This window comes from Tatumella citrea (genome assembly GCF_002163585.1).
Lineage (GTDB): Bacteria > Pseudomonadota > Gammaproteobacteria > Enterobacterales > Enterobacteriaceae > Tatumella > Tatumella citrea.
This window is the reverse complement of record NZ_CP015579.1, coordinates 2221212-2244536: the sequence shown is the minus strand read 5'-3', so window position 1 is coordinate 2244536 and position 23325 is coordinate 2221212. Positions and strand designations below refer to the sequence as shown.

The following is a 23325-nucleotide window of genomic DNA, read 5'->3' as shown; positions in this document are numbered from 1 at the left end:
CGGAGAGTGACCAGGGCATGAACACCTTTTTTAAGTTGAATATTATCGCTGGCCTGCTGATTGCAGGTCAGGTTTTCGCGGCAGATACGATTACCCGTGAAGATCAAATTCCTGTTCTGCATGAAGAACCGCAACATGTGACGGTCAGTGAGCGGGTTACGACTCGTTTTACACAATCACATTACCGGCAGATTGATCTGAACAGCGATTTTTCGAAGAAGATTTTTGACCGTTACCTGAATATGCTGGACTACAACCATAATGTATTACTGGCATCGGATATTGCTCAGTATTCAGGTAAGGCAGCAACGGTTGGCGACGAACTGAAAACCGGAAAACTGGATGTTTTTTATGACCTGTTCAACCTCTCTCAAAGACGCCGCTTCGAACGCTACCAGTACGCGCTGGAAGTTCTGAAACGTCCGATGGATTTTTCGTCAAACGAAACCATCAACCTTGACCGTTCAAAAGCGCCGTGGCCAACATCTACCGCAGAGCTGAACAGCCTGTGGGATGCAAAAGTCAAATATGACGAGTTAAGTCTGAAACTGGCCGGTAAAACCGATGCCGAAATCAGAGATACGCTGACCAAACGTTACAACTTTGCTATTCGCCGCCTGGCTCAGACTAATAGCGAAGATGTATTCCAGCTGGCAATGAACTCCTTTGCTCATCAGATAGATCCACACACTAATTATCTGTCACCACGTAATACTGAACAGTTTAATACAGAGATGAGTCTGTCTCTGGAAGGGATTGGTGCTGTGTTGCAGTCAGATGATGATTACGTCGTCATCAATTCTATGGTTGCCGGCGGCCCGGCTGCCCGCAGTAAACTCCTGTCTGTGGGTGACCGGATTGTAGGTGTTGGACAGCCAGGTAAACCGATGGAAGATATTATCGGCTGGCGTCTTGATGATGTGGTTGAGAAAATTAAAGGCCCGAAAGGTAGCCGTGTCCGGCTGGAAATTCTGCCAGCAGGTAAGGGCAGTAAAACTCGCATTATTACTCTGACGCGTGAGAAAATCCGTCTTGAAGATCGTGCTGTACAGATGTCTGTACATAATGTCGGCAACGAGAAAGTCGGTGTTCTGGATATTCCTGGTTTCTACGTAGGTCTGACAGATGATGTGAAAGTCCAGCTTCAGAAGCTGGAAAAACAGCATGTTGACAGCATCGTTATTGATTTAAGAACCAATGGCGGTGGTGCGCTGACCGAAGCGGTATCACTCTCCGGATTGTTTATTCCTTCCGGCCCTGTAGTTCAGGTGCGTGACAATACCGGTAAAATCCGTCAGGACAGCGATAATGACGGCATTGTGTATTATAAGGGACCGTTGGTGGTTCTGGTCGACCGTTTCAGTGCTTCAGCTTCTGAGATTTTCGCCGCTGCAATGCAGGATTATGGCCGGGCTCTGATTGTCGGCGAACCGACCTTTGGTAAAGGGACTGTTCAGCAGTACCGTTCGCTTAACCGCATTTATGACCAGATGCTGCGTCCTGAATGGCCGGCATTAGGTTCGGTTCAGTACACCATTCAGAAGTTTTACCGTATCAATGGTGGCAGTACCCAGTTGAAAGGGGTCACACCTGATCTTCTGATGCCTACCGGAGTTGAAGCCGTTAAAACTGGTGAGAAGTTTGAAGATAATGCACTGCCATGGGACAGCATCCCTGCGGCGACTTATCAGAAAACCGGTGATATTAAACCTTATCTGCCGGAACTGTTGGCTGAACACAACGCCCGAATCGCTAAAGATCGTGAGTTCCAGTATATCCTTCAGGACATTAAACGTTTTGATGCGATGAAAGATAAAATTGATATTGTTTCCCTGAATTACGCTGAGCGTGAGAAAGAGAACAAAGAAGAAGATACAGAACGTCTTGACCGGATTAACGCGCGTTACCAGGCTGAAGGTAAAAAGCCGTTAACCAGCCTTGACCAGTTGCCGAAAGATTATAAAGAACCTGATCCGTACCTGGATGAGACGGTTGATATTGCCAATGACCTTGCTCAGTTGGAAGATGCGACTCCGGCAAAACCGGCCACTAAATAAGCTGTTTCTTGTCTGGAAAAAACACCGGTTTTCCGGTGTTTTTTTTTGCCTGTCGTCCAGAGACAGCAAAGATCTTCTGTGTTTTGTCAGGAACTGCCTGAGGAGCGCGGAAAACTGTCTCTGATAGTGTAAAGTTATGTCTTTTCAGGTATCTGGAGCGATTACTCTCTTGAAAACCGGTGTAATGCACATAGGATAGGTGACAGAAAACCTGCGTTAATAATGAGGATAACCGACGTCTATGATGCGTATAGCTCTTTTCTTGCTGACTAACCTTGCAGTGATGCTGGTGTTTGGTCTGATCCTGAGTCTGACTGGCATTCGATCAGGGAGTGTTCAGGGGCTGATGGTGATGGCTGGCCTGTTTGGTTTTGGTGGCGCATTTGTCTCGTTGCTGATGTCGAAATGGATGGCACTGCGTTCAGTGGGCGGTGAAGTTATTGAACAGCCGCGCAACGAAACCGAAAACTGGCTGATGACTACGATCGCGCAACAGGCGCGTCAGGCTGGCATTGCCATGCCACAGGTGGCTATCTACCATGCCCCGGATATCAATGCTTTTGCTACCGGAGCTCGTCGTGATGCTTCACTGGTCGCAGTCTCTACCGGCTTATTGCAAAATATGAACCGTGATGAGGCTGAGGCTGTACTGGCTCACGAAATAAGTCATATTGCGAATGGTGATATGGTGACCATGACCCTGATCCAGGGGATCGTAAATACCTTTGTGATCTTTATTTCGCGAATTATTGCTCAGATAGCCTCCGGCTTTCTCTCTTCCGATCGTGACGGAGAAGAGAACAGTAATGGCAATCCACTGGTCTATTTTGCAGTGGCAACGGTTCTGGAACTGGTGTTCGGTATTCTGGCCAGCATTATCACTATGTGGTTCTCACGCCATCGGGAGTTTCATGCCGATGCCGGGTCAGCGAAGCTGGTCGGCCGTGAAAAAATGATCGCAGCTCTGCAGCGTCTGAAAACCAGCTACGAGCCACAGGAGCCAGGAAACATGATGGCGTTCTGTATTAATGGTAAAGGGAAATCACTGAGTGAACTGTTTATGTCTCACCCACCATTAGATAAACGTATTGATGCGTTACGTCGTGGTGATTACCTGAAATAATCCTTTTGTTCCGCCAGCCACCCGGCTGGCGGATTATCTGACAGCCAGTGGATTGGCCTGCACTTCATTCAAACCATCACTTTTATTCAGCCACGGGCAACTGGATTTACCAATGACACCGCTATCTGTTCTGAGATAGTGCGAAACCGTCAACCCTTTTGCAGTAAGGTACTGACAACTTAACCCCAGCCCGGCAGCAATTCTATGACTACCTGTCAGCACACCGTAGCCACTCAACAGCATTGCCAGCCAGAGGAAAGCTAACACGATTACAACACGTACTATCATCTGTTTTCGCTCCTGAAATTAACGATAATCAACGTTTTGTGTGTTTAATGCAGAATGCAATAAATCGCTACAGAAGAGGATCAGAGATAACTGAATTATTTTTGCCAAATTGTTGCCGCTAAACTGACAGCAGATGATCATTTTTGTTTCCCGGAGTAGAATCACATTTTAAGGGTTATTTCAGTGATTCAGGGTGTTGAGGCAAGTATATGAATGATATTTCATTAGGAATGGGGCCGTTTATGCTACCTGCATTAATTGCAGTAGCTGTGATTTTTGCCCTGATTATATGGTTCTTTATTAACCGGGCGAGTGTTCGTGCGAATGACCGTGTACATCTGCTCGAAGCATTATTGCGTGAGCAGAAAAAACAGAATGCATTGCTGAAACGTCTGCTGGAACTGAATTTGCCGCCGGAACCTGTAGAAGAAGAGGTCCCGGAAGAAGCACCAGTGGTCGCTGAGCCAGAAGAGAATGGCTATCTTAAATTTGTTCCGGAAAGATAAGTTGTCACGAGGTTTATGATTGATGGCATGGCGTAACCCCTGGTATGACCCCGCGAAATCTCATCATAATCCGCACGGATTCCGGAATTCGGAACCCGATAGCAGAGAGAAGGGCGACCTGAAAAAATGGAGAAAAATGCGAAAGCAGCAGGGGGTTCCGCACCCACCGGCCGAAGGCTATGCTGCCTTCAGCCGACAGTGGGTGACGACGCTGTCACTTGACGGTGAAGATGACCGTCTGTGGTGGCTCGGACATGCCTCACTGATGTTAAGAATCACGGGTCGTTACCTGTTAATTGATCCGGTTTTTTCACGCAGAGCATCGCCGCTGCCATTTGCCGGTCCTGAAAGGAAAACTCCGACACCGCTGACGGTGAGTGAACTGCCGCATCTTGATGCAGTATTGATCTCTCATAATCACTATGATCATCTGGATAAACCCACTATTCGTCAGATAATTGCAGCCTTTCCGGCAGTGCAGTTTTTTGTTCCGTTGGGGCTGGAGCGCTGGTTTAAAAGTCTGGGAGCTCGTAATGTTGTGAGTTTAGACTGGTGGCAAAGCGGCATGGTCGCCGGTGCAGAAATTCACGCTGTGCCTGCCCGTCACTGGAGCCGGCGAAGTCTGTTCGACAAGAATCGCTCATTATGGTGTGGCTGGGTTATCAGCAATAGTCGTTTCCGGTTCTGGTTCTCCGGCGACAGTGGCTTTACCCGTAGCCTGTTGGCTATCCCACAACAACTGGGGCCATTTACCCATGCGGCATTACCGGTAGGTGCTTATGCCCCTGAGTGGTTTATGAAAAATCACCATATGTCTCCTGCAGAGGCTGTTGTGCTGTTTGAAGCTGCAGGGCAACCTGAAACGGTACCTATTCACTGGGGTGTCTTTGAGCTTGGTGATGAAGGGCTGGATACTCCACCCCTGGCGCTGTCAGATGCCATGAGCCAATATCCACAACCTGTAGCAGCGCGGTTTTCTGCATGGAAAATCGGAGAGAGCAGACCATTATCCTAAATTGCGCTTCGCCTGAATGCCATCAGGCTAAGCAGGCCGGTTTACCACAGCGTCATAATAAAAAGATATAACATGATTGACAGTTTTGTGACGGTATTATTTCTCTCAGGGCGCTGCTGATAATAACAACAGTCACTATATTTGCTATAAAGCGAAACGTGGTTTATGTTTATTCACCGTACTGTTTGATATCAGGTAATGTATTTATATTACTGTACAATATTTGGCAGAGTGATAGCATTTTTTGGTATTTTCTTAGCAAAAATGACCATATGCATTTCGCTGTGATGTTGTTAACAACCCAGCCCGCACGGTCTGCGTGATGTTTAAACTGTGTTTTACATCAATAAATATGCGTTAAGTTCTGTCCGGGTATTAAAAATGGCTTGCCATTAATTAAGGGATATGTAATAACAATTCATAGATTAATCGAGGTGCGATTCTGTTTATGTATGGCATTATCAGTAAAGAAGATATGAGTAAAGACGTTATCGTTAGAACTGCTTCCTTTGCCGAACCAAATATTAGTGCCTCATTCAGTAATGTCCCGCGTTTTTCTGTAACACTGCCTTCGGGCAAAATAAACATTTAAAGGAATTTGCAAAATGGCAAAGATTAAAGGTCAGGTTAAGTGGTTCAACGAGTCTAAAGGTTTTGGTTTCATTACTCCTGCTGACGGCAGCAAAGATGTATTCGTACACTTCTCTGCAATCCAGGGTAACGGCTTCAAAACTCTGGCTGAAGGCCAGAACGTAGAGTTCGAAATTCAGGACGGTCAGAAAGGACCAGCAGCGGTTAACGTAACTGCTATCTGATTAAACGAATCGCTTTCCGGAATCACTTCCTGAAATGATGAATTGTAAAACCCCGCTCAGTGAGCGGGGTTTTTTACTTTAGCCTCCGGCAACGAACAGGTACACTTGCGGCAGTTTTTATCAGTGGGGTATCCGCAGTGTATATATGTCCGTTATGCCATCAGCCATTGTTACAACAGCAAGGCGGATGGCGGTGTGCCGACAATCACCATTTTGACCAGGCCAAAGAGGGTTATGTCAACCTTTTGCCGGTGCAGCATAAAGGGTCAAAAATCCCGGGAGACAGCCCGGAAATGATGCAGGCCAGACGCCGTTTTCTGGACCAGGGCTATTATCAGCCAATGCGCAGTGCCGTGACTGATATGTTGGCGGAACACCTCCCACAAACGGATGTACAGATTCTTGATATCGGTTGCGGGGAAGGGTATTACACCGCAGAAATTGCCCGTTGCTTTGCAGAACGTCAGGGTGCTGAAGTGTATGGGTTGGATGTGGCCAGGGTAGCAATTAAATATGCGGCTAAACGTTATAAAGCGATTCGCTTCTGTGTCGCCTCAAGCTACCGTCTGCCATTTGCTGATCAAAGTCTTAACGCTGTTCTCAGAATCTATGCGCCCTGTAAAGACGAAGAACTGGCAAGGACAATAGTCTCGGGTGGCTATTTGCTGACAGTGACTCCGGGACCGGACCATTTGCAGCAATTAAAAGCACTAATTTATTCCGATGTTCAGCAACATGAAGACAATGAACATCCGTTGGCAGATTTTGTTCAGGTCAAAGAGACCCGACTGACTTACTCAATGGACTTAACGTCGGAAGCTGCTACTGCCTTGCTACAGATGACCCCCTTTGCCTGGCGAGCGTCTGAGCAGGTCTGGCAACAGCTGGCGTCTGTTCAGAAGTTCTGCTGCGATGCTGACTTCAGACTTCGTCTGTGGCAACGAAAGCCACATCTAACGTAATGTAATGTCATTTAGTGTGTAAATGTAAAAATTTTTTTTGACGACGTAGCAGATACTGATACAGTGATTCTCTGTTTATTATTCAGGAGTAACGGGCTTAGCCCGGTTTATGGACCCTCACCGACGCCGTTCAGTTTTCCCGCAGCTGCATTGTAGTGCCTGCAATTTTTCGATCGACCATCCCTGTATTTACCCGCAACCGGTTATTGCCACAATATTTGGCCGGACCTCTGTTGCCACGCTATTTTTGTCCTCAAGGAGCCATTAATGGAAATATTTCTGGACCCCTCCATCTGGGCAGGGTTGCTGACACTGATTGTTCTCGAGATTGTTCTTGGTATTGATAACCTGGTGTTTATTGCGATTATCGCCGATAAATTACCCCCGAGGCAGCGGGATAAAGCGAGAGTCATCGGGCTTAGTCTTGCACTGGTGATGCGTCTGGGGCTGCTGTCGCTGATTTCGTGGATGGTGACACTGACACGGCCATTGTTCCACATCGGAGATTTTGGCTTTGCCGGGCGCGATCTGATCATGCTGGCGGGAGGGATCTTCCTGTTATTCAAGGCAACCACCGAACTGCATGAGCGACTGGAAAACCAGCCGGAAACTCATCAGGGAAATAAAAGTTACGCCAGTTTCTGGTCTGTTGTTGCCCAGATTGTAGTACTCGACGCCGTATTCTCACTTGATGCGGTAGTGACAGCTGTCGGAATGGTCAGCCATTTATGGGTCATGATGACCGCGGTGGTCATTGCCATGGGCATTATGCTGCTTGCATCGAAGCCGTTAACACGCTTTGTGAATGCTCATCCGACGGTAGTCGTGTTGTGTCTCAGCTTCCTGTTAATGATCGGTCTGAGTCTGGTAGCAGAAGGATTTGGTTTTCATATCCCGAAAGGTTACCTGTATGCAGCGATTGGTTTCTCAATCATCATTGAGATGTTTAACCAGATAGCCAGACGTAACTTCCTCCGCCATCAGTCTCGCCGGCCTTTGCGTGAACGCACGGCGGAAGTGATTGTGCGGCTGATGGGTGGCAAACAATCGCAATCATCAGGTGACACCTCACAGCCACAAAACCAGGTTATGGCGACCGAAAGCTTTAAAGATGAAGAGCGGTATATGATTACCGGAGTATTGACCCTGGCATCGCGTTCGGTCCGTAGCCTGATGACTCCGCGCGGTGATATTTCCTGGGTTAACTCAGAAAGCTCTGCAGAGGAAATTCGTCGTCAACTGTTGGATACTCCGCACAGTCTGTTCCCGGTATGTCGTGGAGAGCTGGATGAGATTATCGGGGTTGTCAGAGCTAAAGAGTTGCTGGTGGCACTGGAGCAACAGGTCGATGTCAGCGCGTTTGCGTCGGAAAACCCCGCAATCATTGTTCCTGAAACACTGGATCCGATAAATCTGTTAGGAGTGCTACGCAGAGCCCGGGGCAGTATTGTGATTGTGAGCAATGAGTTTGGCGTTGTTCAGGGGCTGGTAACACCACTGGACGTGCTGGAAGCTATTGCCGGTGAATTTCCGGACGAAGATGAAACACCTGATATTGTGCCCGATGGTGACGGCTGGCTGGTCAAAGGGGGAACAGACCTGCATTCACTGGAACAGTTACTTGATGTGCACTGTCTGGTTGACCCGGCGGAAGATTATGCGTCAATCGCCGGTCGGTTAATCAGTCACCGGGATCAGATTCCACGGGCAGGTGAAGTTATAGATATTGAAAATCTGCACTTCACTATTCTGGAGGCTACTGATTATCGTATCGATCTGGTGCGGGTGACCAAAGACCCGTCAGAGACTGACGAAGACGAGGCTGAATAATTCAACGGCCCCGGGGATTTTTCCTCAGGGCCGTTTTTAACAGCGATGACAGTTAGTCACACTGTACTTTTATCGCCAACCCGCCACGCGAAGTTTCCCGATACTTAGCATTCATATCTTTACCCGTTTCGTACATGGTTTCGATGACCTTATCGAGCGAAACTCTGGGTTCTGTCGTACGTCTGAGCGCCATACGTGCCGCATTAATGGCTTTCACTGAGGCAATGGCATTTCGTTCGATGCAGGGGACCTGAACCTGTCCGGCCACCGGGTCACAGGTCAGGCCAAGATTGTGTTCCATGCCAATTTCTGCGGCAACACAGACCTGCTCAGGGCTGGCTCCGGATAATTCGGCCAGACCGGCTGCAGCCATCGAACAGGCAACACCCACTTCTCCCTGGCATCCAACTTCTGCGCCGGAAATCGACGCATTCATTTTATACAAAATCCCTACAGCTCCGGAGGCCAGGAAATAGCGCAGGGCCACTTCATTATTCACCGGTGAGATAAACTGGTCGTAATAAGAAAGAACTGCCGGAATAATGCCACAGGCGCCATTGGTCGGTGCCGTAACTACACGGCCGCCGGCCGCATTTTCTTCATTCACTGCCAACGCAAACATATTGACCCAGTCGATAACGTTCATCGGGTCGGTCGAGTTCTTACTTCCGGAAACCAAAAGACGACGTAATGCCGCCGCGCGGCGGGGGACACGTAAAGGTCCAGGCAATACCCCCTCAGTATTCAGACCGCGATCAATACAAGCCTGCATGGTCTGCCAGACAGCGGCAAAGTAATGACTGATATCATCACGGCTGTGCAACGCCAGCTCATTTTTCAGTACCAGGCCTGAAACCGATAAACCGGTAGAGTGACAGTGAGAGAGTAACTCTTTAGCTGAATGAAACGCATAAGGTACTTCGACGGTATCTAATGCCGACTGGCCAAAATGCTGCTCTTCGACAATAAATCCACCTCCGACTGAATAGTAAGTTTTTTTCAGCAGGCAGTGATCATCATTCCAGGCGGTGAGAGTCAGTCCGTTTTCATGCAGTGGCAGATTATCACTGCGGAACACCATTCCGCCTTCGCGAGGGAAGCTTACCTCATGCTGACCACCTGCCAGCAGCAAACGCTGACGCTGATTCACATCGGCAACAAACGCGGGGATGCTGTCAATATCAACGCTATCAGGTGTAGCCCCGGCCAGTCCCATAATAATCGCAATATCAGTATGATGCCCGTGTCCGGTGAGCGACAAAGAGCCATAAACATCAACCGCGATCCGGGTGGTAAGAAATAATTTATCCTCAGCCAGCAGTTCATCGACAAACTGTTTACCTGCTTTCATTGGCCCCACGGTATGGGAACTGGAAGGGCCAATACCAATTTTGAACATGTCGAAGACACTTATCACAACCTGAACTCCTGACTTAACAGCCAAATAGCGATCGATATACCGGACTCCACTGTACAGGCAGCGAGAGCGGTATAACAAATTGTACTGAACCCTCAGGGCTGCAGTACAAATAACTTATTCTGTAGATTTTAGCACTTACATCGGCTGGAGGAGTGACTATATGCCGAGTAATTGCTTACCAAGATCGCGGATGATACCAGCAGTCATGCCCCAGATAAACTGGTGCGGATAGTCTGATACCCAGACCTGACGTGATTTTCCATTGCGGGTCACTATCAGTGGTGAAAAATGACGACTATCAAGCAGTGGTAATAACGGGACTTCGAACACCATTGCAACTTCTGCCGCTTCAACTCTGACAGGTAAATCCGCCGGAAGTATTGCCACAAATGGCGTCACGCGGAACCCGGTCTGGCTGCTGACTGTTGGCAACTGGCCAATGACTTCTATCTTATCGCCCGTCAGTCCCAGTTCTTCGTGCGTTTCTCTGAGCGCTGTCTCTTTAAGTGAACGATCACTGAAATCCTGTTTACCGCCTGGAAAAGCAACCTGTCCGGGATGATTTCGGAGATGAGCAGAACGAAGGGTTAGTAACAGTGTTGGCTCCGGACGATCGATAACCGGTAGCAGCACCGCAGCCTGGCGATCGCTCGCTTTCCCTACCGGTTTTGCCTGAGGAAGCTGCAACAGGAAGCGCTGCCGGAATTGTTCAATATTCATCAGAGTTTATCGCCGATAAGCGGGTCAGTGCCGGCAAAATACGTTGTAATTTGTGTAATGTTTCCTGGTATTCATCTTCCATCACACTGTCAGCAACAATTCCGCCTCCGGCGGTACAATAGAGTTTCTGTTGCTCGGCAATCAGGGTACGGATTGTGATATTGGTATCCATAGTACCGCAACGGCTTAAGTAACCGATGCTGCCACACCAGGCATTACGTCGGTGAGGTTCAAGTTCATCAATAATTTCCATGGCGCGAATTTTTGGTGCTCCGGTTATCGAGCCTCCCGGAAAACAGGCACGTAGCAGATCGCTGTTTTCGGTACCGACAGGCAGTCTGCCACGTACGGTGCTGACCAGATGATAGACCGCCGGAAACGTCTCGACCTCAAATAACTGCGGTACACTGACACTGCCGGGTTCGGCCACTCGCCCGATGTCATTGCGCAACAGGTCAACAATCATCAGATTCTCAGCACGGTCTTTTTCTGCGGTTGCCAGTTGTCGGGCTTGTTCTGCATCCGCTTGTGGATCATCAAGGCGTGGTCGGGTCCCTTTGATGGGACGGGTTTCCACCTGGCTGTCTTTAACATTTAGAAAGCGTTCAGGAGATAAACTGAGTAAACAGCTACCTGGCAGGCGCATAAACGCACTGAACGGAGCCCGGTTCTGACGGCTTAGATATTCAAAAGCCTGCCACTCGCTGCCCTGGTAATCTGCAGAGAACCGTTGGGCCAGGTTTATCTGATAACAGTCTCCGGCATCAATATAATTTTTTACCCGACTAAAACGCTGTTGATACTGTTCACAGGAAAGATTGCTTTGCCATTCCGAAACCAGTCTGAAAGCAGAGGAAGGGCGTGATTGCTGCGAATTTAACCACTCCAGTCGCTGGCTGCTGTCACTGAGGCTGACCAGAGTAAGGCGTTGTTTATGATGATCTGCTATCATAGCCCAGTCGTAGATCCCCACTGCCATATCAGCAGTGTGTAACTCGCTGATAGCTGTCTCCGGAAGCTGTTCGAACCGCCGTCCTAAATCATAACCAAACAGTCCCAGAGCGCCGCCGGTAAAAGGCAGGTCGGGGAGTGATGTTGTCACTTCCGGAAGCGTCTGTAAGGCTTCCTGCAGTAAGTCCAGCGGGTCACGGGTAGAGTGATGAATTGTATCTCCGTCACTTATCCGTGTGGTATCACCGGTCGTCGACAGCGTTATCAGGGGAGAAGCACTGAAAATATCAAAGCGGTTATCGTGATGTTCGGCCGCTGAAGAGCTCAGTAATATGGCCCACGGCAGTTGTTCCACACGGGAAAACCAGTGATTAAGTGCATCCGGTGAGTATTCGAGAGAGATGGTATTCAGAGTCATAAACGTCGGGCTGTAGCAATAAACTGGTCATAAGCCTGACATATTTTTTAATTACTGACATCAGTTATCTCTTCACTAATGACGGGAAACTGACTGGCTGACAGAGGTTTGTATGTTTAATGGATTACCCGCACTTTCTCATCAACAGCAGCAGCAGGCTGTTGAGCGTATTCATCAACTGATTGCGGAAGGTATGTCAAGCGGCGAAGCCATTGCGCTGGTTGCTGCAGAAATACGCAAAACGCACCAGGGCGGGCAGAGTCTGGCACGTTTTGAAGATGAAGACGACGACGCTGACGAGCATGAGTGACAGCGGTTTTCGTCTTAGCGGGCGGCAATAATCTTGATTTCGACTTTGTACTTAGGATGCATCAGACCGGCCTGAACAGTACAGCGTACTGGTGCGTTATCAGGGGCAACCCACGCATCCCAGGCTTTGTTCATGGCGGCAAAGTCGTCTTTGTCGGTCAGAAAAATAGTGGCATCGAGTATTTTAGTTTTATCAGAGCCAACGCGAGCCAGTAACCGGTCGATAACCGCCAGGGCATCGGCTGTCTGGGCAAAAGCATCGCCCTCAAGGTCTTCAGGGACACTGGTGTAATACACTGTTTCGTTATGAATAACGGCTTCTGACATCCGGTGTTCCGGGTCAATCCGGGTAATAGTCATTATGGGCTCCTTTAGTTTCCGGCAGTCAGCCTGCCATAACGTAATGAATATGTCATCCCTGGTAGTCCGTCTTATGGAAAACTGACATAATTGCGCGGTTTTAAGCTGCATCGGGAGGCGATGTGACAGATGATTTTTCCCCTGAAGGGGCGCTGACAACCGCAATCCCGGGGTTTCGGCCACGCGAGGCCCAGCGGCAAATGGCCGGGGCTGTGGCAGAAGCAATTAATGATGGCGGCGAACTGGTGGTAGAAGCCGGTACCGGGACCGGAAAAACCTATGCTTATCTGGTACCCGCTCTGCGATCCGGTAAAAAAGTGATTGTATCGACCGGTTCGCGGGCATTACAGGATCAGCTGTACAGCCGGGATTTACCGACCATTGTGCGTGCTCTGGGGTTTAAAGGTAAAACGGCTATCCTGAAAGGGCGTTCAAATTATCTCTGCCTGGAACGGATGGATCAACAGAACCTGACGGGTGGTGATTTGCCGGTACAGTCACTCACCGATTTGGTCAGTGTCCGGGGCTGGTCTTCGGTCACCGTTGACGGAGACATCAGTCAGTGTGCCAGTGTGGCAGAGGATAGTGCGCTTTGGCCACTGGTGACCAGCACCAATGATAACTGTCTTGGCAGCGATTGCCCGCGTTACAGTGAATGCTTTGTGGTAAAAGCCCGTAAAAGAGCAATGGATTCAGATGTCGTTGTTGTCAATCACCATCTGTTTCTGGCAGATCTGGTAGTTAAAGAGAGCGGATTTGCTGAATTAATTCCTGATGCTCAGGTCATGATATTTGACGAAGCCCATCAGCTTCCGGATATCGCCAGTCAGTATTTCGGGCAACAGATCTCCGGCCGTCAACTCCAGGATTTAGCCAAAGACATTATCATCGCTTACCGCACCGAAGTGCGGGATATGCAACAGTTGCAGAAAGCAGCAGACCGGTTATCTCAGGCAAGCCAGGATTTTCGTATGATTCTTGGCGAACCCGGATTTCGTGGGAATCTGCGTGAGTTACTACAGCAACAAAATATATCGCGGATGCTGGTGCTGCTCGATGATGCACTGGAACTCTGCTATGACGTAATAAAACTGTCTCTCGGGCGATCCGCGCTGCTGGATGCAGCGTTTGAACGAGCCGCGCAGTACCGGACGCGGCTTAAACGTATCATTAATACCGATCAGCCAGGTTTCAGTTACTGGTATGAATGTACTTCGCGACATTTCACCCTGGCACTGACGCCGTTATCAGTCGCTGAACGTTTTCGTGAAGTGGTCGATGCCCGGAATGCAGCCTGGATATTTACCTCTGCGACATTAGCAGTCAATGGCCAGATGCAGCACTTTGCGGGACGTCTGGGGGTCACTTCGGCCAGACAGATCATTCTCAATAGTCCGTTTGATTATGCCCGCCAGGCTTTATTATGTGTTCCGAGAAATTTACCAGAAACACACCGGCCAGGCGCGGCAAAACAATTGGTTAAGATACTGACACCTCTGATAGAAGCTAATCGCGGCAGATGTTTCTTTTTATGTACTTCTTATCAGATGATGAGAGAACTGGCCGCAGAGTTCAGAGCGGTGCTGAGCCTTCCGGTGCTGTTGCAAGGGGAAACCAGCAAAGGACAAATACTGCAGCAGTTTATCGAAGCCGGAAATGCATTGCTGGTGGCGACCAGTAGCTTCTGGGAAGGAGTTGATGTGCGGGGAGATGCCTTATCATTAGTTATTATTGATAAACTACCTTTTACCTCGCCGGAAGATCCACTGCTGAAAGCACGAATGGAAGATGCCAGACACCGGGGGCTTGATCCGTTTGATGAAGTTCAACTCCCTGATGCTGTTATTACCCTGAAACAGGGGGCGGGTCGTCTGATTCGTGATGAAACTGACCGTGGGGTGTTGGTGATTTGTGATTCGCGCCTGGTATCACGACCTTATGGCGCCTTATTCGTCAACAGTCTGCCGGATTGTCCGCGTACCCGTGATTTAGTCAGGGCCGAGCAGTTTATTACTGAAGGCAGGTCAACTGAGTAGTCTTATTCGGACAGGTTTACGATTGTAGTATTTTGTTGCGAATGAGTTTCATTTAGTTAATTTGTGACACGCTATACTATCTGCTGTGAGATGTTGTGTAACTGACCAGCAGATAACAGATAAACGGGTTGTGGGAACTCTTTTTTCCGGCAGCCGGAATGTTAACTTTTATCAATTACGAACTATTATGCAAGATATCTCAGCTTTAAAATTACTGGCTCTTGATACCGCAACTGAAGCCTGTTCTGCAGCAATTTTAAACCGTCAGCAACTTGATGCCCGGTTTGAGATTGCTCCACGCGACCATACCCGCAGGATATTGCCGCTGGTTGCCGAACTGCTGGCAGGTCAGGGGCTGGCGCTCACGGATTTGGATGCTCTGGTGTTTTGTCGTGGGCCAGGCAGCTTTACCGGCGTAAGAATTGGTATTGGTATCGCGCAGGGGCTCGCATTGGGCGCAGAATTGCCGATGATTGGTGTCTCTACCCTGGCGACTCTGGCCGAAGGAGCCTGGCGATTGCAACAGGCAGACCGGGTTCTGGCAGCGATTGATGCCAGAATGGGAGAAGTTTACTGGGCCGAATATCAACGCTCGGCTGACGGAGAATGGCAGGGTGATAACACGGAGCAGGTGCTAAGCCCGGCTCAGGCTGTTGAACGCATGCAACAACTCTCCGGACGCTGGGCGATGGCAGGCACTGGCTGGCAGGCTTATCCTGAATTACAGCAGGGTCATGCACTGGAGCTGACGGTTAGCGGGGCTGAGCTTCCGACATCGCAGGATATGTTACCGCTGGCTGTCAGCCAGTGGCAACGCGGTGAAGTATCCGCAGTCGCGGAAATTGAACCTGTTTATTTACGTAACGAAGTTACATGGAAAAAATTACCCGGCAGATGATGCTTTGCTGCAACCCGCGGTGATTTAAGAGGTCTAAACTGATAATACTCAGGAGATTATTATGCTCAGTTTACGAAATGGTTGTTCTGCATTGATGCTGGCATCCGTGTTATTGCTTGCCGGATGTGCAACTGTACCGCAAAGTATCCGCGGAACTTCACCTCAGCCGCAGCAGGATTTGGTTCGGGTGATGAACGCCCCGCAGCTGTATGTCGGTCAGGAATCACGTTTTGGTGGCCAGGTGGTGAATGTCACCAACAGTAATGGTATGACCCGTATTGAACTGGCGGTCCAGCCGCTGGACGATAGTGCACGTCCGGTTCTGGGTTCGGCATCCACCGGACGTATTTATGCAGATGTGCATGGATTTGTAGACCCGGTTAATCTGAACAATCAGTACCTGACAGTATTAGGGAATATTCGTGGTACTGAAAAAGGCCAGATTGGCCAGGCAACCTATGACTTCCTGGTTATTGATGTAACGGGTTACCAACGCTGGCACCTGGCCAGCCAGGTGGTAAGTCCGCCGATGCCGATGGATCCGTGGATTTGGTATGGTCCTGGTCCTGGCCGTTATCGCCATGGCTACTGGGGGAATCCCTGGTGGGGTTTTTATAGCCCCGGCCCCGCCACGGTTCAGACATACCTTACCGAATAGAGGTCCAGGCCAGCCAGCGCGAAGGCCACCTCCGCCTCCGCCACCGCACAAAGGTAAGTGATACATCCGGCCCGGAGCCAGTATGGTTCCGGGTTTTTTTATATGCCGGACAGTATCGGGATTGAGTAATTAGTGACAGATATCGCAACACGGAGATCGTGTTTTTAGCAAACTGGTACAATGAGTTAAAATAATGTTAAACAGGCAGGAGGGATTTAACATGGTGTTACAATATGATTTTCAGACGCCAGCAAGGACGAAGGCCTGGTTAGCACATTATCCTGACGGGGTACCGCCGGAGATCGATGCCGATCACTATAACTCATTGATTGATCTTTTCGAACACGCTGTACTGCGTTACAACGACAAACCTGCCTATATCAGCATGGGGGAGGAACTAACATTCCGCCAGCTGGAAGAGCAGAGTTGCGCCTTCGCGGCCTTTCTGCAACAGGAGCTGAAACTGGAAAAAGGCACCAGAGTTGCTCTGATGATGCCTAATACTCTTCAGTTTCCGATAGTGTTGTTTGGTATCCTGCGGGCAGGAATGGTGGTAGTGAATGTTAACCCGCTGTATAAGCCCAGAGAGTTACGCCATCAGTTGTCTGACAGTGGTGCCGAAGCTATCGTGATCGTCAGTAATTTTGTGAATACTCTGCAGCAGGTTATCGGGGAAACCCGACTGAAACATGTGATTGTTTCTGACCTGGGCGACGGTTTGCGTTGGCCTAAACGGGCGCTGGTAAACCTGGCTGTTAAGTATGTTAAACGTCTGGTGCCTGCCTGGAACCTGCCCGGTGCTCATTCTTATCGTGACTGCCTGAAACGTGGCCACCAATTGACTTACGCCAGACCTCAACTGAGTAACAATGACCTCGCGTTTCTGCAATACACCGGAGGTACCACAGGTCTGGCAAAAGGAGCAATGCTGACTCACCGGAATCTGCAGGCGAATCTTGAACAGTGCAAAGCAATGTACGGAGGCTTGTTAACTCCGGGCGAAGAGATGGTAGTCACTGCCTTGCCTCTGTACCACATCTTCGCGCTGACCGTTAACTGCCTGCTGTTTCTGGAGGTTGGAGGCAGTAATCTTCTCATCACCAATCCGTTTGATTCTAAAACCATGATTAAAACCCTCGGGCGTTATCGGTTTACCACCTTAAGCGGAGTAAATACTTTATTTAACACCTTACTGGCGAACCCTGAATTCAGAAAACTGGATTTTTCAGCTCTGAAGCTGACTGTGGGGGGCGGGATGACCGTGAATAAAGTCGTTGCTGAACGCTGGGAGGCGCTGACCGGCAACTATCTGCTGGAAGGTTACGGCCTGACGGAGTGTTCTCCTCTGGTTTCAGTCAATCCCTGCAATATTACCAGCTATACTGGCAGTATCGGGGTGCCGGTGCCTTCTACCGAGATAAAAGTGGTAGACGATAACGGTAATGAGCTGCGGGATGGAGAGCAGGGTGAATTACTGATTCGCGGGCCTCAGGTGATGGCGGGTTACTGGCAGCAGCCGGAAGCTACACGCGAGGTCATGACCGATGGCTGGTTGCACAGCGGGGATATAGTTACGGTAGACAGTGAAGGGTTTATCCGGATTGTTGACCGTAAAAAAGATATGATTCTGGTCTCCGGGTTTAATGTCTATCCCAGTGAAATCGAAGAAGTTATTATGTCTTATTCTAAAGTTTCCGAAGTCGCTGCTGTGAGTGTCCCAAGTGAAGCTACCGGCGAGGCTATCAAAGTATTTGTGGTCGCCAAAGATAAGTCGCTGACCCGTGAAGAGTTACTTGACCACTGTCGTAAAAATCTGACAGGCTATAAAATTCCGAAGTACGTTGAATTTCGTGATGCTTTGCCGAAAAGCAATGTCGGGAAAATTTTGCGCCGCGAATTACGCACAGAAGCAGCGGCGCAACGCCACCATGACTGACAGGGCGAAGCATTTTTATGCCAACGCCGGGTAATCCGGCGTTTTGTTTTATATCATCGCTGTGAAGTATTTCCACAGTAAGAGAGAATGTTGCTTTGAATTATCAACTTATCGACACTGATCAACAGCTGGCTCAAGTTTGCCAGGCCGCTCTGAACCATTCTGCCGTCGCTCTGGATACCGAATTTGTCCGTACCCGTACCTACTATCCACAATTAGGGTTGATTCAGCTGTTTGATGGTGAGGCGGTTACTCTGATAGACCCGCTCACTATCACCGACTGGTCACCCTTCATAACCCTGTTAACTGACACGCGAGTGGTTAAATATCTGCACGCCGGCGGTGAGGATCTCGAGGTTTTTCTGAATCGCTTTTCTGTGTTACCAACACCGATGGTCGATACTCAAATTCTGGCGGCTTTTCTTGGTTATCCCATGTCACTTGGGTTTGCTGCAATGGTGGCGGAGTTTACCGGCGTTGAGCTGGATAAAAGTGAATCCCGGACTGACTGGCTTGCCCGCCCGTTAACCGAGCGTCAGTGCGAATATGCTGCGGCTGATGTGGAATATCTGCTGCCCATAGCGCTAAAACTGCATCAGCAGGCCAGCGAGCAACAGGTGCTGAGTAAAGCATTGAGTGAATGCGAGATGCTGTGTGAACGGCGTCAGGATATTTTGCCGGCAGAGTATGCATGGGCCGAAATCAGCCAGGCCTGTCAGTTACGACCACGTCAGCTGGTAGCACTGCAGAAACTGGCGGGCTGGCGGTTAACCTATGCACGCCGTAAAGATATGGCTGTGAATTTTGTGGTTAAAGAAGAACACCTGTGGAAGGTTGCGCGTTATCTGCCGGGGTCGTTGGGAGAATTGCAACAGCTGGGGCTGATTGGTCCGGAAATTCGGTTTCATGGACAGACGATGTTACAGCTGGTGGCAGAAGCCCTGGAAGAACCGGAAGAACAGTTACCGGCAGTCATGAAAAATCTTATCGATTGCCCGGGTTACAAGTCACTGTTTAAGGATTTGAAAGCCTGTATTAAGCAGATAAGTGAACAGACGGGCTTTAGTCAGGAGCTTTTGGCATCACGCAGGCAAATAAACCAGGTACTGTCAGCGCACTGGCAGATCAAGCCTCGCGAGAAAACACCGGAATTGTTGAAGGGCTGGCGGGGTGAATTAATGGCGGAAAAGATTGCCGCCATTATCAACGTTAAGTAATCCTGAAAAAGATGCCGCAAATAAATGCGGCATCTTCTGTCTCTCCCGGAGGATCATTTCGGTGCTTCTTCCGTTTCCGGTAAAGTCACATTCAGTTCAAGAATCGAAATGTCCTCTCCCTTTTGATCCAGCTGGACTGTCACCATATCCGGATCAATCTTCACATACTTACAAATCACTTCCAGAATATCGCGTTTCAGCTGTGGCAGATAATGTGGTTCACTGTCCCCACGACGACGTTCTGCCACAATAATCTGCAATCTTTCTTTGGCGATATTTGCAGTATTTTTTTTACGGGATAAAAAGAAATCAAGTAATGCCATGGCTTATCCCCCGAACAGGCGTTTTAGGAAACCCTTCTTCTCTTCTTCAATAAAGCGGAAGGGACGTTCTTCGCCGAGTAAGCGATCGACGGTATCAGCATAGGCTTTGCCTGCATCTGAAACGGTATCCAGAATGACAGGTTCCCCCTGGTTAGAGGCACGGAGCACTGACTGGTCTTCAGGAATCACACCAACCAGAGGAATGCGCAGGATTTCCAGCACATCTTCCATGCTAAGCATATCGCCACGGCTAACACGTCCCGGATTATAGCGGGTCAGTAGCAGGTGTTCTTTCACTGGATCCTGACCTTTTTCGGCCCGGCGTGATTTAGAAGCAATAATGCCAAGGATACGGTCAGAGTCACGGACCGAAGAGACTTCAGGGTTGGTGGTAATAACGGCTTCATCTGCAAAATAGAGCGCCATTAATGCCCCGGTTTCAATACCGGCTGGTGAATCACAGACAATAAAATCAAAGTCCATGGTTGCCAGTTCATCCAGAACCTTACCAACACCTTCATAATTCAGAGCATCTTTATCGCGTGTCTGTGAAGCAGGCAGGATAAACAGGTTTTCGGTTCGCTTATCTTTAATCAGTGCCTGGTTCAGTGTGGCATCACCCTGAATAACGTTAACGAAGTCGTAAACAACGCGACGTTCACAGCCCATGATTAAATCCAGATTACGCAAACCGATATCGAAATCGATAACGACGGTCTTTTTTCCCTTTTGCGCTAAACCGGTTGCGATGGCCGCGCTTGACGTTGTCTTGCCAACGCCCCCTTTACCAGATGTAACTACAATAATGCGTGCCATATATAATGATTTCCTTAACAATAGAAAAGGGGTCTAATTTAGTGTCTTTATCGACAATACACCGTCGGTTAATGTCAGTCGTGCAGCCTGGCCAAAAAACTCTGCAGGAATTTGATCCATGATCCAGTATTCACCTGCAATAGAAACCAGCTCAGCTGCTAAATTTGTACAAAATATTCCGGCATTTTGATCCCCTCCGGCTCCGGCAAGAGCTCGGCCGCGCATCATTCCGTAAATATGGATATTACCATCAGCAACCAGTTCTGCGCCTGCGCTGACACTACTGGTGACGATTAAGTCAGCATTTTTAGCATAAATCTGCTGTCCGGACCGCACCGGGGTATTAATTATGCGGGTTCTGGCAAATTTTTCACTGTCAACGACCGGAGCCGGAGCGACAGGTTCTGCTGCAACGGGAGTGGGTGCACTTTCTCTGGGTTTTCTTGCTTCTTTACCTTCGGTCAGTACAGGTAAACCCGCAGCCTGAATCAGTGACTTCAGTTGCTCGTCTTTACAGCCACTGACTCCCATAATCCGTAAACCAGTGGAAGTCACAGCCTGTTGCATTTGTGGCCAGTTAACCGCTGATGATAATGATGAAATATTCAGGACCACCGGGGCATTTTTTAGAAACGCCGGAGCCTGATCAATTTTTTCCTGAAGCGCCTGACGAATCACCTCGGGTTGTGAATGGTGAAGATGGACAACAGATAAAGTAAAACTGCTGCCTTTTAGTTCGATTGGCGTTTGCGGCATCTGTCCCGACTCAGTCCTGTTTTGACAGTTTCATTTCTGAACAAGCGATAAAAATATCCGCTCCTGGTCCAGAAGGTTCAATATTCGAATGACTCATGTCATGTTATAGTTACACTATTATAGAGGCAAGTCACCACAGAGATTAATTCGGAGAAAAATATGTTTTGCGCCATTTACAGAAGTCCACTTCGTGATCAGACTTATCTGTATATCGAAAAAAAAGATGACTTTTCCCGCGTGCCGGCTGAGTTGTTGAAAGGCTTCGGCAAACCGGTTCTGGCTATGGTGATTTCACTCGCGAGCCGCGAGAAACTGGGCAGTGCTGATATTGTGAAAGTCAGACAAGAATTGCAGGATAAAGGTTATTATTTGCAGGTGCCTCCGCCGGTGGAAAACTTACTTAAAATGCATCTGGCTGCAAACGAAAATTAATTATTAAGATTTCTCTGTAAATATAACCAGTATTATTTGCAGAGCATTATTTCTGTTTACCCCAGTCATTTTTTCGATGTTCCTGCGCAAAACAGTTAACTCATGATTTATTCGGCAAAGTTCTTTCTGCCGGAACAGCACTGACAGCAGGTAAGACTTTGTTACTTATTGTCCATGGTTGTGGTTAACAAGCATGCAGTACCGCTATTTTCTTTTACTGGTTTTCTTGCTAAGTATAACGGAGGTGAATGCTTTCTTATACTAAACAAGGGGACGTCATGTATCAGCATCGTAACTGGCAGGGAGAATTACTGAATTTACCAGCCGGAAAAGTAGTTTGTGTCGGAAGCAACTACGCTAAACACATCAGTGAAATGGGCAGTATTACTCCGGAAGAGCCGGTAGTGTTCATCAAGCCAGAAACTGCGCTCTGTGATCTTCGTCAGCCGCTGTCTCTGCTGTCGGGTTTTGGTGAAATTCATCATGAAGTGGAACTTGCCGTCCTGATTGGCAGTACCTTGCAGCAAGCCCGTGATGAGCAGGTTATGCCAGCAATTGCCGGCTATGGTGTTGCACTGGATTTAACGCTGCGTTCAGTACAGGCCGGCCTGAAGAAGAAAGGGCAACCTTGGGAAAAATCGAAAGGTTTTGATAATTCCTGCCCGGTGTCCGGGTTTATTCCGGCCGCTGAATTTAGCAGCGATCCTCAGAACACGCCCCTGAAACTCGAAATTAACGGCGAAGTTCGTCAGTCCGGAAATACCAGCGATATGATGTATAAGATTGTGCCGTTGATTGCCTACATGTCGCGCTTCTTTACGTTACGCCCGGGAGACATCATTCTGACCGGAACCCCTGAGGGTGTTGGACCGTTAGCTTCCGGAGATTCGTTAAAAGTGTCATTTGCTGACTATGGTGTCAGTACCCGGGTGTCGTAATACTTGCATATCCGGTGACGACTCTTTATAACGGGCGGCTGATTTATATAAAGAGACCAAAATTATGATAACCAATCCTCCTTTCTGGCAAACCAAAAGTCTTGATCAAATGACAGATGAGGAGTGGGAGTCTGTTTGTGATGGTTGCGGGCAGTGCTGCCTGAACAAATTACAGGACGCAGATACCGATGAAATTTACTTCACCAATGTCGCCTGTAATTTACTGAATATAAAAAGCTGTCGTTGCAAGCATTATGAAACTCGTTTCGAGTACGAGCCGGATTGTATCAAACTCACACGGGAAAACCTGCCAACCTTCTCCTGGTTACCCAGGACCTGTGGTTACCGGTTACTGGCAGAAGGAAAATCACTGCCGGACTGGCATCCGTTGCTCACAGGCTCAGCCAAAGAGATGCATGCAAAGCGTATTTCCGTCAGGTACATCGCAGTGCGTGAAAGTGAAGTGAGGAACTGGGAAGACCATATTATCGACAGGCCTGATCAGAATGGCTGCTGAGAACAGCAGCCATAGTTCCGGGCA

Annotated in this window: 25 protein-coding genes; 17 read left to right on the top strand and 8 right to left on the bottom strand. The window is 48.8% G+C overall.

The genetic code is table 11. The annotated features are described in order from the left end of the window. The first annotated feature begins 17 nt into the window (after positions 1 to 17). Both prc and htpX read left to right on the top strand, forming a co-directional pair. Positions 18 to 2057, top strand: coding sequence for a carboxy terminal-processing peptidase (gene prc / locus A7K98_RS10720; protein ID WP_087488548.1), 2040 nt, complete (start codon positions 18 to 20; stop codon positions 2055 to 2057). Positions 2058 to 2298: 241 nt separating this feature from the next. Then, positions 2299 to 3180 carry a protease HtpX gene (gene htpX, locus A7K98_RS10715; protein ID WP_087488547.1) on the top strand — a complete coding sequence of 294 codons (882 nt, stop codon included), beginning with the start codon at positions 2299 to 2301 and terminating at the stop codon, positions 3178 to 3180. A 33-nt stretch (positions 3181 to 3213) separates the two neighbouring features. Here the strand turns inward: htpX and A7K98_RS10710 are convergent, their stop codons facing one another. Then, complete coding sequence (locus tag A7K98_RS10710; RefSeq protein ID WP_087488546.1) at positions 3214 to 3468, bottom strand: YobH family protein; 255 nt, start codon at positions 3466 to 3468, stop codon at positions 3214 to 3216. Positions 3469 to 3677: 209 nt separating this feature from the next. Here A7K98_RS10710 and A7K98_RS10705 point away from each other — a divergent pair, with 209 nt between their 5' ends. The 6 genes from A7K98_RS10705 (at position 3678) to A7K98_RS10685 (ending at position 8596) form a co-directional block, all read left to right on the top strand. After that, entirely contained in the window at positions 3678 to 3974 is a 297-nt protein-coding gene (locus A7K98_RS10705; protein ID WP_087488545.1) for a YebO family protein, read from the top strand. Between the two features lie 22 nt (positions 3975 to 3996). Further along, positions 3997 to 4989, top strand: a complete 993-nt coding sequence (locus A7K98_RS10700; RefSeq protein ID WP_087488544.1) for an MBL fold metallo-hydrolase — start codon at positions 3997 to 3999, stop codon at positions 4987 to 4989. Positions 4990 to 5437: 448 nt separating this feature from the next. Next, on the top strand, positions 5438 to 5581 hold the full coding sequence (locus A7K98_RS21725; protein WP_157665920.1) for a DUF2627 domain-containing protein: 144 nt from the start codon (positions 5438 to 5440) through the stop codon (positions 5579 to 5581). A 13-nt stretch (positions 5582 to 5594) separates the two neighbouring features. Further along, on the top strand, positions 5595 to 5804 hold the full coding sequence (gene cspE, locus A7K98_RS10695) for a transcription antiterminator/RNA stability regulator CspE (RefSeq protein ID WP_001062678.1): 210 nt from the start codon (positions 5595 to 5597) through the stop codon (positions 5802 to 5804). A 137-nt stretch (positions 5805 to 5941) separates the two neighbouring features. Continuing rightward, entirely contained in the window at positions 5942 to 6766 is an 825-nt protein-coding gene (gene rlmA, locus A7K98_RS10690; RefSeq protein WP_087490462.1) for a 23S rRNA (guanine(745)-N(1))-methyltransferase, read from the top strand. A 267-nt stretch (positions 6767 to 7033) separates the two neighbouring features. After that, positions 7034 to 8596: a TerC family protein gene (locus A7K98_RS10685; RefSeq protein ID WP_087488543.1), complete on the top strand. Its 1563-nt coding sequence runs from the start codon at positions 7034 to 7036 to the stop codon at positions 8594 to 8596. Between the two features lie 52 nt (positions 8597 to 8648). On the opposite strand, the gene A7K98_RS10680 is transcribed toward A7K98_RS10685, so the two are convergent. The 3 genes from A7K98_RS10680 to pabB all read right to left on the bottom strand — a co-directional run bounded on the left by A7K98_RS10680 (position 8649) and on the right by pabB (position 12105). After that, positions 8649 to 10013, bottom strand: coding sequence for an L-serine ammonia-lyase (locus tag A7K98_RS10680; RefSeq protein ID WP_087488542.1), 1365 nt, complete (start codon positions 10011 to 10013; stop codon positions 8649 to 8651). 159 nt (positions 10014 to 10172) lie between these two features. Next, on the bottom strand, positions 10173 to 10736 hold the full coding sequence (locus A7K98_RS10675; protein WP_087488541.1) for a CoA pyrophosphatase: 564 nt from the start codon (positions 10734 to 10736) through the stop codon (positions 10173 to 10175). After that, complete coding sequence (gene pabB, locus A7K98_RS10670) at positions 10726 to 12105, bottom strand: aminodeoxychorismate synthase component 1 (RefSeq protein WP_087488540.1); 1380 nt, start codon at positions 12103 to 12105, stop codon at positions 10726 to 10728. Before pabB ends, A7K98_RS10675 begins: the two co-directional genes overlap by 11 nt. A 112-nt stretch (positions 12106 to 12217) precedes the next feature. Here pabB and A7K98_RS10665 point away from each other — a divergent pair, with 112 nt between their 5' ends. Further along, on the top strand, positions 12218 to 12415 hold the full coding sequence (locus A7K98_RS10665; protein WP_087488539.1) for a YoaH family protein: 198 nt from the start codon (positions 12218 to 12220) through the stop codon (positions 12413 to 12415). Between the two features lie 14 nt (positions 12416 to 12429). Here the strand turns inward: A7K98_RS10665 and A7K98_RS10660 are convergent, their stop codons facing one another. Continuing rightward, positions 12430 to 12774 (bottom strand): RidA family protein, encoded by a 345-nt coding sequence (locus A7K98_RS10660; protein ID WP_087488538.1) that lies wholly within the window; start codon positions 12772 to 12774, stop codon positions 12430 to 12432. A gap of 122 nt (positions 12775 to 12896) precedes the next feature. Here A7K98_RS10660 and A7K98_RS10655 point away from each other — a divergent pair, with 122 nt between their 5' ends. The 5 genes from A7K98_RS10655 to rnd all read left to right on the top strand — a co-directional run bounded on the left by A7K98_RS10655 (position 12897) and on the right by rnd (position 19519). Continuing rightward, complete coding sequence (locus A7K98_RS10655) at positions 12897 to 14810, top strand: ATP-dependent DNA helicase (protein WP_087488537.1); 1914 nt, start codon at positions 12897 to 12899, stop codon at positions 14808 to 14810. 187 nt (positions 14811 to 14997) lie between these two features. After that, positions 14998 to 15708 carry a tRNA (adenosine(37)-N6)-threonylcarbamoyltransferase complex dimerization subunit type 1 TsaB gene (tsaB, locus tag A7K98_RS10650; protein WP_087488536.1) on the top strand — a complete coding sequence of 237 codons (711 nt, stop codon included), beginning with the start codon at positions 14998 to 15000 and terminating at the stop codon, positions 15706 to 15708. Positions 15709 to 15769: 61 nt separating this feature from the next. After that, positions 15770 to 16366 (top strand): Slp family lipoprotein, encoded by a 597-nt coding sequence (locus A7K98_RS10645; RefSeq protein ID WP_087488535.1) that lies wholly within the window; start codon positions 15770 to 15772, stop codon positions 16364 to 16366. Positions 16367 to 16586: 220 nt separating this feature from the next. Continuing rightward, positions 16587 to 18302, top strand: a complete 1716-nt coding sequence (gene fadD, locus A7K98_RS10640; RefSeq protein ID WP_087488534.1) for a long-chain-fatty-acid--CoA ligase FadD — start codon at positions 16587 to 16589, stop codon at positions 18300 to 18302. A 95-nt stretch (positions 18303 to 18397) separates the two neighbouring features. Then, complete coding sequence (gene rnd, locus A7K98_RS10635) at positions 18398 to 19519, top strand: ribonuclease D (protein ID WP_087488533.1); 1122 nt, start codon at positions 18398 to 18400, stop codon at positions 19517 to 19519. Positions 19520 to 19572: 53 nt separating this feature from the next. Here rnd and minE read toward each other — a convergent pair whose 3' ends face one another. The 3 genes from minE to minC are packed head-to-tail and all read right to left on the bottom strand — an operon-like array spanning position 19573 to position 21414. After that, positions 19573 to 19842 carry a cell division topological specificity factor MinE gene (gene minE, locus A7K98_RS10630; RefSeq protein ID WP_038020843.1) on the bottom strand — a complete coding sequence of 90 codons (270 nt, stop codon included), beginning with the start codon at positions 19840 to 19842 and terminating at the stop codon, positions 19573 to 19575. 3 nt (positions 19843 to 19845) lie between these two features. Next, complete coding sequence (gene minD, locus A7K98_RS10625; protein WP_087488532.1) at positions 19846 to 20658, bottom strand: septum site-determining protein MinD; 813 nt, start codon at positions 20656 to 20658, stop codon at positions 19846 to 19848. Positions 20659 to 20691: 33 nt separating this feature from the next. Further along, the gene (gene minC, locus A7K98_RS10620; protein WP_087488531.1) at positions 20692 to 21414 is read right to left on the bottom strand and encodes a septum site-determining protein MinC; all 723 of its coding nucleotides are present in this window, start codon (positions 21412 to 21414) and stop codon (positions 20692 to 20694) included. 159 nt (positions 21415 to 21573) lie between these two features. Here minC and A7K98_RS10615 point away from each other — a divergent pair, with 159 nt between their 5' ends. The 3 genes from A7K98_RS10615 to A7K98_RS10605 all read left to right on the top strand — a co-directional run bounded on the left by A7K98_RS10615 (position 21574) and on the right by A7K98_RS10605 (position 23301). Further along, on the top strand, positions 21574 to 21846 hold the full coding sequence (locus A7K98_RS10615) for a YcgL domain-containing protein (protein ID WP_087488530.1): 273 nt from the start codon (positions 21574 to 21576) through the stop codon (positions 21844 to 21846). 278 nt (positions 21847 to 22124) lie between these two features. Then, positions 22125 to 22784: a fumarylacetoacetate hydrolase family protein gene (locus A7K98_RS10610; protein ID WP_087488529.1), complete on the top strand. Its 660-nt coding sequence runs from the start codon at positions 22125 to 22127 to the stop codon at positions 22782 to 22784. Positions 22785 to 22851: 67 nt separating this feature from the next. Beyond that, positions 22852 to 23301: a YcgN family cysteine cluster protein gene (locus A7K98_RS10605; protein WP_087490461.1), complete on the top strand. Its 450-nt coding sequence runs from the start codon at positions 22852 to 22854 to the stop codon at positions 23299 to 23301. Positions 23302 to 23325 lie beyond the last annotated feature (24 nt).